Here is a 16,423-nt window from a genome sequence, read left to right on the forward strand (position 1 = left end):
GTGGCTCAGCGCCGATGTCCACGAGCTCCCCAACACCTGCGAAGCCCGCACGCAAAGCTCGAGGCCTCAGCCACCGACACATCCACTTCATCGCGCTCGGCTCCGCCATCGGCACCGGCTTGTTCTACGGCTCGGCCGGCGCGATCCAGGCCGCTGGGCCGTCCGTCCTGCTGGTGTACCTGCTCGGCGGCGCGGTGGTGTACTTCATGCTCCGCGCGCTCGGCGAGATGAGCGTGCGCCACCCCGTCCGCGGCTCCTTCGCCGTGTACGCGCGAGAGCACCTCGGCGGGCTGGGCGGCTACATCACCGGCTGGATGTTCGCCTTCGAGATGATCATCGTGTGCCTGGCGGACCTCACCGCCATCGGCATCTACATGAAGTTCTGGTTCCCCGGCACGCCCGCCTGGGTGTGGATCACCGCGACCCTGTTGGTCATCGGCGCCGCCAACCTGGCCAGCGTGCGGTGGTTCGGCGAGCTGGAGTTCGCGTTCACGCTGATCAAGGTCGTCGCTGTGGTGGCCATGATCGTCGGCGGCGCGGCCGTCCTCGCCTTCGGGCTGGGCACGCACCCCGAAACCACGGGGCTGGCCAACCTGTGGAACGACGGCGGGTTCTTCCCCAACGGCCCAGAGGGCATGATCGCGGCGTTCATCCTCGTGCTCTTCGCGTTCGGCGGCACCGAAATCATTGGTGTGGCCGGCACCGAGGCCGACGACCCGGACCGCTCCATCCCCAAGGCCGTGAACACGGTGCCGGTGCGCATCCTCCTGTTCTACGTGCTGGCTATCCTCATCATCCTCATGCTCAACCCGTGGCGCAGCATTACCGGCGACGAGTCCCCGTTCGTGCAGATCTTCTCCACCCTCGGTGTGAACTGGGCGGCGGGCCTGCTCAACCTGGTGGTCATCACCGCGGCGCTTTCCGCCATCAACGCGGACCTCTTCGGCACCGGCCGTGTGCTCACGGGCCTGGCACGCGAGGGACTCGCGCCCCGCGTGATGGCGCGCACGGTTCGCGACATCCCCGTCATGACCACCGTGACCCTGCTCATCGTCCTGGTCGTGGGCGTTGTCCTCAACGCGCAGTTCCCCAACGTCTTCGAGACGATCGCCGCGCTCGCCACCTTCGCCACCGTCTTCGTCTGGCTGATGATCCTCATCGCCCACCTCGCCTCGCGCCGCCGCATGACGGCCGCCGAGCAGCGCGCGCTGCACTTCCCGGTCCCGTTCTGGCCTTACGGCCAGTGGTTCGCCGTGGCGTTCATCCTGTTCACGTTCGGCATCATGGTGTGGCTGCCGCAGTACCACGTCGCCCTCGCCGCCGGCGTCGTCTTCCTCATCGTCATGACGGGCATGTACTTCGTCACCGGCCGCCCGAAGGCGATCGCTGCGGCGCACACAGAGGAAGACTTCAAGTAGGGCTGGCTTATCGACGCCACCGTGCCCGCTTTCGCCCGAATACGTCCGACTTTACGGGAAATTCCGTTGTTTTCTGACCGGCTCCGCGGCACCGGCCCCAACGTTGTGCAATGATGGATGCCGGAAACAACGTCTACCGGTCACGGTATCGGAAAGAGGAGAACCACAGTGAGCATCACGAACCCGTCCACCCCGAAGAACAACATCACCCCCGGCAACAAGGTCGTGCTCATCGGCGCCGGCGCCGTAGGTGTCGCCTACGCCTACGCCCTGATCAACCAGGGCCTGTGTGACCAGCTCGCCATCATCGACCTCGCTGAGGAAAAGACTCGCGGCGAGGTCGAGGACCTGAACCACGCTGTCCCCTACTCCGGCCACAACACCAAGGTCACCTTCGGCACCTACGAGGACTGCCGCGACGCGGCACTGGTGGTCAACTGCGCGGGCGTCGCTCAGCGCGAAGGCGAAACCCGCCTGGACCTGGTGGGCCGCAACGTGAAGATCTTCGAGTCCATTAACAAGGAGGTCATGGCAAACGGCTTCAACGGCATCTACCTGGTCGCCACCAACCCGGTCGACATTCTGACCTACGCCACCCAGAAGCAGACCGGCCTGCCCGCCTCCCAGGTGCTCGGCTCCGGCACCGTCCTGGACACCGCCCGCTGGCGCTACAACCTGTCCCAGAAGTACAACGTGTCTGCATCGTCGGTGCACTCCTACATCATCGGCGAGCACGGCGACACCGAGCTCCCGGTCATCTCCACCGGCTCCATCGCAGGTATCGCGCTGCGCAACCGCCTCGCCGAGGAAGCCGAGACCAACCCGGACGTGTACAAGGAGGTCGACGAGATGTTCGTAGCAACTCGCGACGCCGCGTACCACATCATCCAGGCAAAGGGCTCGACCGACTTTGGCATCGGCAGCTGCCTCGCCCGCATCACCCGCGCCATCTTCGCCAACGAGGACGTCGTCCTGCCGATCTCGGCCAAGCTGGACGGCCAGTACGGCCACAACGACATCTACATCGGCACCCCGGCCGTGGTGAACCGCAACGGTGTGCGCGAGGCCGTCGAACTCCGCCTCAACGATGAGGAGAAGGAGAAGTTCGACCACTCCGCAACCACCCTGCGCAAGGTCATGGAGGACGCAGGCCTGCTCTAAGCCCTGCTAACCATGCTTGCCCGCGCGTCGGTTGTACTGGCGCGCGGGTTTCGTTCTGTTTGAGTAGAGCGAAAAATCTGGAGAGTACCAAAGAAATTTCACCAGGATTCAATCGACTGTGTGGTCCGCCTCGGGGAAGACCGCATTTTGGCGGAGAACATATCCATGCAGGAAGCGTGCAAGCCCCGGGTTTTATATCGCTACTGAAAGTTTGGCTGCAGAACAACGCCAGTGTGGCTTTCGCTGAGATGCAGCAGTTGAGCCGAGAGGATAATTTGGTTGTAGTCACCCATTGCCTCCCGGAGCGCACGGTCTACAGCGTTTCATTTCGCAATGCGGCTCCACCTGCATCCATTTCCTTGATACAACTTGACTAGAAATCCGGGAGAGTTGTGCCCCCTAATACTCTTCACCGGCTAACCTCGGAATGTGATTGGTTTCGCGATTGCGAACTTACAAAACAAATGGAGTGCGGATGACCATGGACCAGAGTCGCCTAGAGGATTTTCTAGCGGAGCTCGTTGAGAATGAAAGCATCGTTGATTCTGACTGGCGTGGGGTTGATATTAGCTGGTCCTCCGAACTCATTCCCGGATACATCCTCAGTCACAGGGGCGAGAATCAGGGGCAACCTCTAGAAGTTGCCTCAGCACTTTCGGCATCCCGGCCGACAACTAGCGATATGCGCACGCTCTGGGCCACCCGAGGACGCAGCGCACCCGGGTTTGTCGTTGCCGTTCTCTACGATGACAAGAGTGCGCTCGCTGGCCCCACCGAGCAAGACGAAGTGCTTTTTGACATTCCCGTTTCGAAGGTTGAGACCGCGTTGGCCGCCGCGCTTTCGAAGAGTGAACACAACGCCGCCATCCTCCGAGCACAGGAACTGCTGAAGAACCTTGGTAGTGACGACGAATCTACTGGCGTGATTAATTCTGGTCTGTTCGCAACGCACGAGCTGCTCCATGGCGTCCCCCATCGCGCCGATTGGCAGCAAAATTGTGATGCGTCGTTTAGTTTTCTTACTGCCGAGGGCCGAGACCTCTTCCGACGTCTTGGATATACGCTCACCGACGGTCCCCACTCACTGACTTTCCTTACGTCCGACGGCGAGAACCATGCAGTCGCAGCGCTTTTGCAAGACAATGAGCAGTTCAACCAGCGGCTTACACGCTTCGGCAACGAATCCCCCGTCCGCCAGGCCCAGAAAATCGCTCGCGATGCTGGTGTGGACTGGGTGGTGGTCCAAAGCGACAATCGCATCCGGCTTTACCCCACCAAAGAATCCCAACCAGTCTCCGGTGGCACATTATCGGACCGTTACTTGCAACTCGACCTTTCTCAGCTTGAAGCCGACACTGCCGGGTACCTCACTCTGCTTTTCTCCGCTGCCGCTCTGAGGATCGATGGGACCACAAACCAGATCCTCGAAAGCTCAAAGACTCACGCAGTCGCGCTCATTGACCGCCTCAAAGAGCGCGTTTACGCTGACGTCATTCCAGGTCTGTCAGTCGGAGTTGCAAATGCACTCGGTGCCCGAAACAAGGACGAGCTCGATGATGCCTACCACCGGTCACTCGTCATCCTCTTCCGGCTGATCTTCCTGGCCTACGCAGAGGACGAGGGTCTTCTCCCCTACGCCCTTTCTCCGAGTTACCGAAAAGTCTCACTCACCGCGCTGGCGCGCGAGCTCACTCGGGATCCCCACGCATACTCGGGTGCAGACAGCTTCGTACTTTGGGACCGCTTGGAAGTTTTGTGGGCCGCTGTAGACAAAGGCAGCCTCGAGCTCAACGTGCCCGCGTACAACGGCGGATTGTTCCGTCCGGAAGGTCCAGACCCGCTCAATCCTTGGACTACTCGGCTGAGAGTCGCTGACCAGTTCATCGCACCTGTACTTGAGGCATTGCTTGTCGACGCTTCCGGTGACGAGCGCGGCCCCATCGATTTCCGTGCCTTGGACGTCACTGCTTTCGGCACCCTGTACGAAGGCCTACTGGAATCTGAGATCAGCTTTGCTGAGCAGGACTTGGTGGTGTCGGAGAAAGGGAAAACAAAAGGCGTTTACGTTCCGGCGCCCGCTGGGACAACTGACCCTGCGGTTCGTGCTGGGCAAATCTACTTCCACTCAGCCTCGGGTGAGCGCAAGGCTACCGGTTCCTACTTCACCCCTAGTTTCGCGGTGAACTACCTGCTGGATCAGGCCTTGGAGCCGGTATTACAGAAGCACTTGGAAGAGGTTCGTAACCTGGTCGAAAGCGGTGAGCCAACCGAGCGCGTCGCCGAAAAACTCTTCGACTTCCGTGTCATCGATCCTTCAATGGGATCTGCCCACTTCCTGGTTGCTGCAGTAGATCGAGTGAGCACCGCTTTCGCCCAGTTTCTCACCGAACATGAACTTCCAGGAGTTGCTCGTGAACTCGAAACCTTACAGAAGCAAGCCCGCGAATCACTTGTCAGTGTAGGCATCGACCCAGACGCGCAGAATGAACAGTCGTCAGCCGTTGACATCAGCCTTGATCGAATTCTGAGCCGCCAGGTCGCCCGCCGATGCATTTACGGCATCGACCTCAATCTCATGGCCGTTGAACTGGCTCGCCTCGCCATCTGGATCCGCACGTTCGTTCCGGGTCTCCCCATGGCAAGCCTTGGCCAACGTCTTGTTCACGGCAACGCGCTAATCGGTTTCACGCATGTCCAGGACCTCCTTGATGTACTGTCCCCCGACGGCCGAATAGTCCGAAGTGACAACAGATTTTCTGGTGCCGCCTACTCATTAGCTCACTCCATAATTTCAGAGCACCTCGAAACCGCGGCAATGGATTTCCGCCGTCTAGGAATGGCTTTCGAAGGAACAATTGCGGAGATTTGCGCAGCCCGCGAGGAGTATCAGCGGATTTGGAATGACCTCCAGTCCATGCGCGAGCTCTTCAACTTCGCGCTGGCCATCAACCTTGGATTTGAGGAGCCCCGCCCATTCCTGGACCTGGATGAGATGGAGGTTACGTTAGGGCAGGAAACCAAGGATCGGTTAGAAGCACTGAAGGTGTTGCATCTGCCGCTCGCCTTCCCTGAAGTGATGACCCGCGAGCGCCCTGGCTTCGACGTGGTGCTGGGGAACCCACCTTGGGACAAGGTCAAAGTGGAGGAGCACACGTGGTGGACAATCCGCATCCCCGGTCTACGCAGTATGAAGCAATCGGAGAAGAATGCCGCAATCCAAAGCGCTAGAGAAAAGCGTCCGGACCTCGCTTCCGCGTATGAGCGCGAGAAATCTGAAGTTGCTGCACAGGCCGAAGTCCTCAAGAAGAGCCAGTACCCCATCGGAGCAGGCGATATTGATCTGTACAAGATCTTTCTATGGCGTGATTGGGACATCCTGCGTTACCAGGGCCGCATCGGTGTGGTGGCACCGCGCGCAGCGCTATCTGGTTCTGGTACTGAACAGTGGCGGAGGGAAGTCCTCACCAACGGTTCATTTGAAGACATCTGCATAGCGGTCAACAACCGGCAATGGATCTTTCAGATCCACCCGCAGTTCACCATCGCAATTATCACCGCAGAGCGAGGTGATGGAGACAGAGTCCGATTCCATGGCCCATACCGGAGCTTCGAACATTTTATTGAAGGCACCACAAACAAAAAAGAACTGAGCATTTCCGTGGCTGAGGCAGAGTTTGCGAGTTGGTCCCCATCCCTTGCAGTTCCGCTAATCCCTTCTGTTGATGCACAAGAGGTCTTCCTTCAGATGCAGCAATCCCCCCGTTTCGAAGTCGCCAACGTTGCTAAAGATTTCCGATTCGTGAGGGAGTTGGATACTTCAAAAGAGAAGCGCTACTTTGATTTCGATCTTGAGAATCACCGGGGCAATCTCGAGGTCTGGACCGGGAAAAGTTTTAACCTTTGGGAGCCTGGCTCAGGCCAAATCTACGCCACGGCGGACTACGACACGATTACGAACCTGATTCTGAATCGCAGGGATCGACAGATAGTACGAAAAGGGGGCGCGTTCGAGGGATTCTCAAATGCCTGGGCTGCCGATCGATCGACGCTTCCGCTCCAGCAGCCGCGAATCGCCTTCAGAGACGTTGCGCGCTCCACCGATACCCGGACGTTCCTCACGTGTCTACTCCCCGGTGGTATAGCACTAGTGGAAAAGGCCCCTTACCTCTTCAATCGAACAAGTTCCAAAACATTGGAGGCTCTAGTGTTAGGGGTAATTAGTTCTCTCCCATTCGACTGGAACGCTCGGCGCATAGTGGAAAACAAAGTTTCACTTGGTGTCCTCAGGTCTCTCCCGTTCCCAGACACCAACCCCAAAGGCGTGCTCGAGCGACGCCTCATCGAAAACTCAGGTCGGCTCGCTGCTGTTGACGACCGGTACGCCGAATGGGCCGAAGCAGTTGGTGTGCCTGTTGGTTCTGCTAACGATCCGGAAGTGAAGAGGGAATTGATTGCGGAGAATGACGCGATCGTCGCAAAGCTTTATGGCTTGAACCGGGAGCAACTGACCTTGCTGTTTGAGACGTTTCATATCGGTTGGGACTACAGCGATGACCTTGCTCGTACCCAGAAGTCTTTCGATGCCTTGGAGGAAAACTAATGAGCGATGGAATGCCAACCTTCCTGACCAATGACCGAGATAAAGGGATCACTGTCGCGGGTCCTCTGAACGAATTCCTGATTGGTACAAAAGAGGACTTGAAGCTCCCTCCAACGCTGGACATTGTGTCCGCGTATTTCAATCCGTCTGGTTTCAAGGGGATAGAAGAGGGCCTCAACCAGATGGCGCACGTCCGTCTACTTCTCGGAGCGGAGCCGGACAGCACGCCCGCAGTTGAACCGTTGCAGGGTAGGCCAACGGGCCGCCGTAGGGTCTCAGCCGCAACGCGAAATGCCATCGCAGCTCACGGTCGAGATCTGGAACTCGACCGAAACCTTTTAGGTTTCAGCGTCGCCACCACGCAAGCAGCGAAAGATCTAGTGGATTGGCTTCGTTCAACTGATGAAGACGGCAACCCGAAGGTCGAAGTTAGGCGCCTGACCACCGAGTTTCTACACGGCAAAGCTTTCTTGGTGAATGGCGGGAAGCGCTTCAAGGCTGTCTTCTCAGGGTCGTCGAACTTTACTGGCGCTGGGATGTTCTCAAACCGCGAGCTGAACATCGGCACCAACCAACACCACACGTTTGACCAGGTTGAAGAATGGTTCGAGGACATTTGGGCCAAGGCCTCACCATTTGATCTCGCTGGCCTATATGCCGAGCGTTGGCATCCACACTCGCCAGAGGTCATTTTCGGCCGCATGCTTTGGGAGCGCTACAACGCCCAACTCGAAGACGAAAAGAAGGACCGGCGCGGTTCCAAACTGCAGCTAACCAAGTTCCAGTCCGACGGTGCTTGGCGGGCGCGACGGATCCTAGAAGAGCTGCACGGTGTGATTATCGCAGACGAGGTCGGCTTGGGTAAGACCTTCCTCGCTGGGGAGTTGATCCACGACGCTGTGATTACGCGCCGCCAGAAGGTGCTCATCGTTGCACCGGCAACGCTGCGCGATTCCACCTGGGCACCGTTCCTGCGCGAGTACAACCTCGCCGCCGACGTCGTCTCGTACAACGATTTGGTCAACCACGTTGAGGGCGCGGGCACCACCGGGTCAAAGCTGCAGAACTTGGACGAGTATGCGATGGTGGTTGTGGATGAGGCCCATGGTCTGCGCAACGCATCATCGAATCGCGCTGATGCCATGCGTAGGGTGGTCGAGGGCCAGTCGCCGAAGGACATCATCATGCTCACCGCTACTCCGGTGAACAACAGTCTGCAGGATGTGTACAACCTCATCTCCTACTTCGTGACCAATGATGCTCAGTTCTCCGACATTGGTGTGCCATCTTTGCAGCAGTACTTCAAGCGCGCGATGGACATGCACCCGGACGATCTATCGCCGGAGCACCTTTTCGACGTTCTGGACAAAGTGGCAGTCCGTCGTACCCGCGAGTTTGTAAAGAACCACTACCGGAATGATCAGGTTTACGTCAACGGCGAGCTGCAAACAATTTCCTTCCCCGAACCAAAGGTTTTACGCGTCGATTACAACCTCGACGAAGCAATGCCTGGGCTTTTCGATGATGTCGCCACCGCGCTCGGTGCCAACATCGACGACGACGCTGACTCATCGGGTGTAATCACGGTGGCACCAGGCAAAGTGCTCACCATGGCGCGGTACGTACCTTCTCGCTTCCGACTTGGTGGCTTCGAGGAGGAGCAGTACGAGCAACAGAACGCGGGCCTGCTCCGGTCAGCGCTGTTGAAGCGCTTTGAGTCTTCCACCGTGGCGTACATCGCGACATTGAACAAGCTGATTGCCAGCCACGACGTTTTCATTGATGCGCTGGATCACGGTTACGTGCTCACCGGACAAGCACTACGCGATTGGGGTTCCAGCGATTCTGACGATCTGGCTGAATTCCTTGAAACGATTGACACTACGTCCGGCGATGCCACCAGTTCGGCTGAATACGACACCGACACGCTGCGTAGTTTCTGTGCTTCGGACCGAGAGCTGCTCTGCCACATGCGCGACCAAGTATCTACGCTGCAAGCACAATCCGACCCAAAGGTCGATGCCCTTATCGAGGAACTACGACAGATTGTGCAGCGTGCCGAAGAGGAAGGTCATACTGACGAAGAGCGACGCGACAAAACCAAGGTGCTCATCTTCACGTATTTTGCAGATACCGCCACGTATCTCGAAGCAGAGCTAAAGAAGCGAATGCTTACCGACGCCACCCTCGCCCCATACGCCGACCGTCTCCTATTGGTCACAGGAAATGACGCTCACAATCGCGCAGAGGAAATCGCAAACTTTGCCCCCAAGACTGCTGGTAGCAAAGATGATGACGATCTTTACGACGTAGTGGTCGCTACCGATGTGCTTGCGGAAGGTGTCAACTTGCAGCAGGCACGCAACATCATTAATTACGACCTACCTTGGAACCCAATGCGTCTTGTACAGCGGCACGGGCGTATTGACCGCATTGGTTCTCCTCATAACACCATTTACCTCCGCTGTTTCTTCCCCGACCAGCACCTTGACAAGATGCTCGGTCTGGAACAGAAGATCCAACGGAAGCTGAAACTCGCTAATGCATCATTCGGGGCAAGCGCCGGAATTTTGCCGGGAATAGAAGGCCGGGAAGGCACCTTCACGGAAACTCGAGACACGATCGAGGAGCTTCGCCGCGGCGATGCTTCGCTGTTCCGTGCGAGTGGTAGCTCCGCTGCCTTGTCGGGCGAGGACTACCGCCGCACACTCGAAACAATGCTTCAGTCTTCCGAGACAAAGCGGGCAATCGAACACTTGCCATGGGGCAGCGGCTCAGGTTGTCTACGCTCGGGCAGAGAAGCCGGTGTGGTGTTCTGCGCCCGAATAGCCGACCACCCTCTGCCTTGGTTCCGGTACATCCCGCTTAGTCCAGACAACTTCCAACCTATAATTCAGTATTCGGACGCTGGGCAGTTTGAACCAGTAGTGATCAGCGATACCCTTGCATCTCTCGCACAGGCAGATCCAGGCACCGACGCAACGCGCTACCTGAGCGACGAAATGCAGTCACAGATTTACTCGCTTTGGGATATTGCGCGCGCCGATATTGTCGATAAATGGAATCATTTAGCGGATCCTGCAGGGTCCCGGCCAGACATTCCGAAAGCAATGCGCGAGGCCGCGGTTCATGTCCGCACCTACGGAGCCGAGCTTGGCGAACGCCAAAACGACGTCACCGACCGTCTCAACGCACCGCACACCAACCGAATTCAGCGGGCCATCCGTCGCATTCTCGACTCGGATGCAAGTAACGCCGAGAAGGTGAAGCTGTTAGATGAACTGGTTACCAGAAACAATTTGCAGCCTGCACCCCAACCCGAGCAAAAGCCGTTGGTCAATGACGACGATATCCATCTCATTTGTTGGATGTCATTCGAGCCATCTTCAACAACGCAGGAGGACGATTTGAGTTAATGCAGATACTCGCAAATTCATGCCACAATGTGGCGGTGTAAGGGCCGAGAAACAATGTTCTCAAAAACCATCCAGCAATCTGGGTACACGCCGTCCCTCCACCACCCATTATTATGGCTCTCTCCACGGAGCCGTGCATCTGCGCCCGCAAGGCTACTCGCGCCTTGTGGAACGCTCTCATCCGCGACGACTCGCCGATACGTCTCCGAAGGTCTGCCAGAAGCTAATTACTGGAGCTCCGAACACTGCTAGTGTGTGGATCTCTCCGAATACCCGTGACCTGGCTCATAAGAAACACGAACAGCTGACGATCATTTATTCGACGCAACAACAGCCTCGTAACAAGCAAATTGCAAAAACGGGTATAAAACCGTTGCAAAAACGGGTACGCCACCAGTGAGCAGCAGGTTTACCGCAGATTCCTAGGTGTTCACGCATTCAAAAACAGCGCCGCGGACCCCCGAAATTCCAAACTATAGTACGCGGATTGTGTAATCCTCGAAATGATGAGCGAAGGCGCCGGGCTGTCAGATGCGGGTTTTTCAAGCGCCCAGGTCGCGCAGAACCCCACACCAGGTACTGCGCCTTCAGGCACCTATCACCGTGTCATCCAACTACATCTTTTTCGCCGCATCAAACACGCCTGCACATCCACAGGTGGCCCAGGCAACCGCACGGTGGCATACCCATCCCATGATGAGTCACCCCCACGCGCGGAGTGCTCGGCTCGATCGCCGGCAACTGAACAAGCTCGAGTCCTGCCACTGCGAGAACGAACTCGAAACCGCAGCGGTCAACCAAAAAAGCGCATCCAAAACACACGCCTAATGAGGGTTATGCCCTTGTGCCTTGAGCACGACCGGTTCCACCTCCGCGTAGGCTGCGACCTCGTCGACAAAGCTCTCGTCGTGGCAGGTGAGGATCACCGCTTGGCCTGCGCGCAGGCCGTCCGCGATGACGTGGTGCGCCTGGGTGCGGCCGGTGGCGTCGAGTGAGGTATCGGGTTCGTCGATAAGCACGAGCTCCCGGCCTTGGGCGAAGACCTGGCGCAATTGGGCGACCCGTAGCTGCGCCTGCGGAAGGTCGAGCGGATGCGTTGCATCGCCGCCGCCAGCGAACTCCGCGAGGGTGGTCTCCACGACCTGGTCAGCCACGCGCTGCAGCGCGAGTGAGACGCCGACCGGCTGAGGCGGATTGCCGTCGAGGCCAGCGAGCGCGCGCAGCAGTGTGGTCTTGCCCGACCCATTGTGCCCGCGGAGCCACAACACCCCGCCCTTGCGCGGGGCAAGCTCCACCGGGCCGACCTGGAACTGCTCGCCGCGCTGTTCCCGAAAATGCCACCACTTTCGCTGCGGTGCCCGGCGGCCCGCGGTTACGGCGCCGAGGTCGATGCGACCAGGCTGCGGCTCGACGGGATCGGGAAGCGTAACTGGGGTGAGGTGCGGATTCGGGGTGAGTGTGGCGTCGATAATGCCGAGCTGCGCGCCACCAATCGCACGCGGCTGATACCCAAGCACCAGCGCGCGGGAGGTAGCGACGAGCTGCTCAATCAAGCGCGCAGATTCCACATCAAGGCCCGCAAACGGGCAATCGAGCACGAGCAGCTCCGGCTCAAGCACCGCGACGCACGCGATCGCGAGGCGGCGCGTCTCGCCACCAGACAACGTCGCCGGGTGGCGCTCCGCCAAATGCGCAAGTCCCGTGCGCGCAAGAATGCGCTCGCAGCGCGCCTGCATCTCCGTACGCTCGACGCCGCGCTGCTCCAGGCCGATCGCCACCTCCTCGATCACCGTCTCGCGCAGGTACGTCACGTGCGCCGCAGCGTCCTGGCCCACGACACCGACGTTCGGCCACTCCTCGTGCAGCTGGTTTGCCAGCTGCGACATCCCGGAGCCGGACGCGCCGACAACCTGCACGCGGTCGTGCGTGCTCAGCGCGCGCTGCAGCAGCGTCAGATCCATACGACCACCACCACGCACGCGATCGGGGCGACGATCCGCAGCGCCTTCTGCACCGCGGAGTCCGGCACCGGCCGTAGCACCGTGCGCTTCCCCTGCAAGTCATAGCCGGCGGTTTCCAACGCCGCGCCGCGGCTCGCGCCCTGGCTGAGCAGCGCGGTGAGCACCGGCATGATCAGGCGCGTCACCACGTTTCGCGCGTACACCGGCGCGCGCTTGAGCGCCTGCGCGTCGCGTACCACCTTCACCTGCGCGCTGCCGTGCGGGACGAGCTGCAGCGTCGCGCCCGCGATGTACGCCAGCTTGTTTCCGCCGGGCAGCACCTGCAGCGCCTTGACCAGCTCGGGGATGCGGACGTACGCGACGGCGGCGAGCATGCACGCCATCAACGCGCAGAATCGCGCCGCCAGCGCCGCGCCCACCGCCAGGCCGTCCGCAGTGAGCAGTGGGGCGATGCGTTCGCTGCCGTACGGCGCGTGGATCAGCAGCATGGACAGCCCGACGGGCACGGCGAGCGCCACCGTCGTCGCCGGCACCGAGGCGTTGCGCGTGCGCCACACCCCGAGCACGCACGCGACAGCCGTCATGGCCAGCGACACCACGGGCGAATTCAGTCCGAGGACCAGGATCCACCCGCACGCCCCCGCCGCCAGCGCCGTGAGAGGATTAATCACGCTGCGCGGAGTGCGCTTTTCGACGCGGCGCGAACGCCTGAACTGTCTTCCGCGGCAACGCCCGCACCGTCACGTAGGCGATCGCGAGGACGATCACCTTGTCCAGCGGGTCCGAGAGGAATGCCTGCGTGGTCACCGACGCGATGAGCGATCCGCCCATCTCGCGGAACAGCGACACGAGCGCACCGGTGCCTACGCCCGCGGTGCCACCGAACACGAACGCGGCCACCGGCGCGGCGACGGCGCCGCCGACCAGGCCCAGCAGCATGCCGTAGCCAACCACCGTGAATATCGAGTGCAGCGCGTGCAGCCGGTGGATGAACACGCCCGCGAGGTACCCGACGAGCGCGGAACCCGCCGCGAACGGGAGCGCCACCGGGTTGAGCAGCCCCCAGACGACGTTGTTGAGCGCGCCGGTGGTCAGGCCGGCGATCGGCCCAGCGAGCGCGGCAACGAGCACGGTGCCGATCGTGTCCAGGTAGAGCGGCAGCCCGATCGAGCCGACGATCTGCCCCACGACGGAGTTGATGAGGATGGCCAGCGGGATCAGGCCCAGCGTGCGCGCCGGAAGCATGGGCAGCGTCGCCGCGAGCAGCAGGACGGTGCCCAGCCCGTAGCCGCACAGGGTGATGATCGCTTCGGTGGATCCGCCGACGCTGTCCCAGCTGCTCGGGCGGACCAGCACAAGATACGCCCAGGTTGCGGCGATGCACAGGGCGCCGGCGATGACGAGGAGGCGCTGTGGCAGGGTCCAGTCTCCAAGCGCCATGTCGGTCGGGGGCTTCACCGGCCCTTTGGGCGGAAACGGCAGGCGGTCGTCGGTATCGTGCGACATGGGGGTTCTCCAGGGGTAATACGCGGAAAAGGGGAAACTAGTCCTGTGGTCGACAGGGTTTCGCCTATGTCACCTCGGCGAAGCAGACGGCGAAAGTGTACCAGCTATTCCTCCGCCTTGAGGTGATACCCCGCCTTGAGCTGCTCATCTCCTGCGGTGAATCGTGCGTGGAGGGAGAACGCGGCGTCGACAAGCGCCCAAGCGCTGGGAATGTCCGCCGAGGTGACCACGCGCGCGTTGGGCTCGCGCTCCCACATGCCGCGCAGGTCGGCGGCGACGGTGCCGCGCATGAGCTCGCTTGCGGCTTCGACGTCAATGGTGGCCTCGGCGACGGCGGTGTCGACGCGACCAAGCGCGATGAGGACGGTGAGCAGGTCGTGGAGCTGGGCGCGGTAGCCTTCGCCGACGTCCTCGTGGAACTCGAAGTAGAAGCGCGTGATTTCCGGCAGCGCGGACGCGATCGGCGTCTCCCCCAGCGCCGCGACGAGCCGTTCGAGGCGCGGCGGGTCCAGGAGCATCTGCTCGGTCACGCCCAGCGAGCACAGCGTGATGGGCACCGGCGTGCGCGCGAAAACCTCCTGCGCCGCGTGCGGGTCGACCCAGAAGTTCCACTCGGCGGTCGGAGTGGTGTTCCCGGGATAGTTCACACTGCCGCCCATCACCGTGATGTGACGCAGCTGCGCGAAGTGGCGCGGGTGGCGGCGCGCAAACACGGCGAGGTTGGTCATGGGGCCGGTGACGATGAGGTGGAGGTCCTCGGTGCCGCGCTCGATGGCGTCGCACCAGAGCATGTCCCAGTCTGTCGCCACGTGGCGCGCGGGCGCGTGCGCGTAGCCCAAGCCCGTCTCGCCGTGGGTTTCCGGGGTGGTGGTCAGCGCAAGCTCGAGTGGCTGCGGCTCGCCTGCGGCCACGGGGATCGCTGGCAGGTTGCACTGCGCAAGCACCCACGCGGCATTCTGCGCGCATTGCTCGGCCTCAACGTTGCCCGCGGTCGTGGTCACGCAGTCCAGCTCCAGCTCGCCGGCGTGGTGCGCGGCGGTGAGGTAGGTCAGCGCGAACGTGTCGTCGATGCCGGGGTCGCAGTCCAGCAGCACTCTCATCCTAAGTCTCCTTCGTCTCAGTTCCGCGCGTGAGCCAGACGCCTATCGACGCCACCGCAATCCCCGCGCAGGCCACAAACGCTACGCCAAACCCAAAGGCCTGGGCGAGCAGCCCCACCACAATCGGCGCGAAGATCTGGCCCGCGTCCTGCGCCATCTGGAACGTGGAGAGCACCTTGCCGCCGGAGCGGTTATTCCCAATGATGTCCGCGAGCGACGCCTGCTGCGCCGGGCCGATCAACCCGCTGCCCACACCCGCAAGCGCGGACAGGACGAGCAGCGGCACGACGCCGGTGGCCAGCCCCATCGAGCCGGTAAACACGGCGGTAGTGATCAAGCCGGCAACGATAAGTGGCTTGCGCCCGTGCTTATCCGCGAGCCTGCCGGAGAACTGCAGCGTGACCGCGGTGCCGAACGCAAAGGCGGTGAGCGCAAACCCTGCGGCCGCCCCACCGTTGGCAAACACCGCTGCGGCGAACAACGGCAGGATGGACACGCGGGTTCCAAAGTTGACCCAGCCGTGCGCAAATGCCGAGGACAGCAGGCTCTGGTACGTGGGCATGCGCAGCGCGCTGGACAGCTGCATCGGCGGCAGCGGCGGCGGCAGTTGCGCCCGGCCCTGTGAATTGTGCGTGGCCGCCCAGACGAACACCGCCGCGACGCCCACCATCAGCCCGTAGACCGCGAACGGGATGCGGAAGCCAAGGAAAGACAGGGCTGCACCGATGATGGGGCCGATGATGTTGCCCAACAGGAACGCTGACGAATAGATCGCGTTGGCGCGGCCGCGTATCGAGGGGTGCGTCACCCGCACAATGAGCGCCTGCGCCGACAACGTAAACATGGTTGAGCCGAACCCCGCGATGAAGCGCAGCACAAAGATCTGCCAGTACGCGGTGGCAAACGCCACGAAAAACGTCGCGGCCGCCACCACACTCACGCCCGTGATGTAGACCGGCCGCGAGCCGAGCTTGTCCACGAGTATGCCCGCACCGGGCGCGCCGATGAGCCTCGCAGCAGCAAACACGGAGACGACCGCGCCGGCCGCGGCCATGGACACGCCGAAGCTCGCGGTGAACTGCGGCAGGATCGGGGCGATAAATCCGTACCCGAGAGCAATGAGAAAGGCCGCCCCCACGAGCACCCAGATGGTGCGCGGGATGGCCGGCCGTGGCGGTGTGTGCGGCTGCTGCTGAGGTTCGGGCGTAGGGGTCATCGGGAAACAGCCTAAACCCACGCGCCAAGCGAGCAAACTGCAAGA

9 protein-coding genes are annotated in these 16,423 nt (G+C 61.0%); 4 read left to right on the top strand and 5 right to left on the bottom strand.

Translation table 11 applies throughout. The features are described 5' to 3' along the window. The first annotated feature begins 14 nt into the window (after window positions 1-14). The 4 genes from CKJ84_RS05640 to CKJ84_RS05660 all read left to right on the top strand — a co-directional run bounded on the left by CKJ84_RS05640 (window position 15) and on the right by CKJ84_RS05660 (window position 10,595). On the top strand, window positions 15-1,418 hold the full coding sequence (locus tag CKJ84_RS05640) for an amino acid permease (RefSeq protein ID WP_095536986.1): 1,404 nt from the start codon (window positions 15-17) through the stop codon (window positions 1,416-1,418). Window positions 1,419-1,586: 168 nt separating this feature from the next. Continuing rightward, window positions 1,587-2,579 (top strand): L-lactate dehydrogenase, encoded by a 993-nt coding sequence (locus CKJ84_RS05645; protein WP_233125508.1) that lies wholly within the window; start codon window positions 1,587-1,589, stop codon window positions 2,577-2,579. 475 nt (window positions 2,580-3,054) lie between these two features. Then, on the top strand, window positions 3,055-7,179 hold the full coding sequence (locus tag CKJ84_RS05655; RefSeq protein WP_095546196.1) for a hypothetical protein: 4,125 nt from the start codon (window positions 3,055-3,057) through the stop codon (window positions 7,177-7,179). Continuing rightward, complete coding sequence (locus tag CKJ84_RS05660) at window positions 7,179-10,595, top strand: SNF2-related protein (protein WP_198949241.1); 3,417 nt, start codon at window positions 7,179-7,181, stop codon at window positions 10,593-10,595. Before CKJ84_RS05655 ends, CKJ84_RS05660 begins: the two co-directional genes overlap by 1 nt. A gap of 824 nt (window positions 10,596-11,419) precedes the next feature. Here CKJ84_RS05660 and CKJ84_RS05665 read toward each other — a convergent pair. From CKJ84_RS05665 to CKJ84_RS05685, 5 genes are all read right to left on the bottom strand, one after another. Next, complete coding sequence (locus tag CKJ84_RS05665) at window positions 11,420-12,556, bottom strand: ATP-binding cassette domain-containing protein (RefSeq protein ID WP_095546197.1); 1,137 nt, start codon at window positions 12,554-12,556, stop codon at window positions 11,420-11,422. Beyond that, window positions 12,547-13,227 carry an energy-coupling factor transporter transmembrane component T gene (locus CKJ84_RS05670; RefSeq protein ID WP_233125509.1) on the bottom strand — a complete coding sequence of 227 codons (681 nt, stop codon included), beginning with the start codon at window positions 13,225-13,227 and terminating at the stop codon, window positions 12,547-12,549. Before CKJ84_RS05670 ends, CKJ84_RS05665 begins: the two co-directional genes overlap by 10 nt. Continuing rightward, complete coding sequence (locus CKJ84_RS05675) at window positions 13,220-13,996, bottom strand: glycosyl transferase family 9 (protein ID WP_095537063.1); 777 nt, start codon at window positions 13,994-13,996, stop codon at window positions 13,220-13,222. The genes CKJ84_RS05670 and CKJ84_RS05675 overlap by 8 nt, the downstream gene beginning before the upstream one ends. A 170-nt stretch (window positions 13,997-14,166) precedes the next feature. After that, window positions 14,167-15,162: a nucleoside hydrolase gene (locus CKJ84_RS05680; RefSeq protein WP_095275885.1), complete on the bottom strand. Its 996-nt coding sequence runs from the start codon at window positions 15,160-15,162 to the stop codon at window positions 14,167-14,169. Between the two features lies 1 nt (window position 15,163). Next, window positions 15,164-16,378 (bottom strand): MFS transporter, encoded by a 1,215-nt coding sequence (locus CKJ84_RS05685; protein ID WP_095546198.1) that lies wholly within the window; start codon window positions 16,376-16,378, stop codon window positions 15,164-15,166. Window positions 16,379-16,423 lie beyond the last annotated feature (45 nt).

The sequence above is a fragment of the Corynebacterium sp. NML 120412 genome, from assembly GCF_002285155.1.
In the GTDB taxonomy this organism is placed as follows: Bacteria; Actinomycetota; Actinomycetes; order Mycobacteriales; family Mycobacteriaceae; genus Corynebacterium; species Corynebacterium gottingense.

Bases quoted from the DNA above. Each gene is read 5' to 3' on its own strand.
- CKJ84_RS05640 (WP_095536986.1), top strand. From the start codon at position 15: ATGTCCACGAGCTCCCCAACACCTGCGAAGCCCGCACGCAAAGCTCGA.
- CKJ84_RS05655 (WP_095546196.1), top strand. From the start codon at position 3,055: ATGACCATGGACCAGAGTCGCCTAGAGGATTTTCTAGCGGAGCTCGTT.
- CKJ84_RS05660 (WP_198949241.1), top strand. From the start codon at position 7,179: ATGAGCGATGGAATGCCAACCTTCCTGACCAATGACCGAGATAAAGGG.
- CKJ84_RS05665 (WP_095546197.1), bottom strand. From the start codon at position 12,556: ATGGATCTGACGCTGCTGCAGCGCGCGCTGAGCACGCACGACCGCGTG.
- CKJ84_RS05675 (WP_095537063.1), bottom strand. From the start codon at position 13,996: ATGGCGCTTGGAGACTGGACCCTGCCACAGCGCCTCCTCGTCATCGCC.
- CKJ84_RS05680 (WP_095275885.1), bottom strand. From the start codon at position 15,162: ATGAGAGTGCTGCTGGACTGCGACCCCGGCATCGACGACACGTTCGCG.
- CKJ84_RS05685 (WP_095546198.1), bottom strand. From the start codon at position 16,378: ATGACCCCTACGCCCGAACCTCAGCAGCAGCCGCACACACCGCCACGG.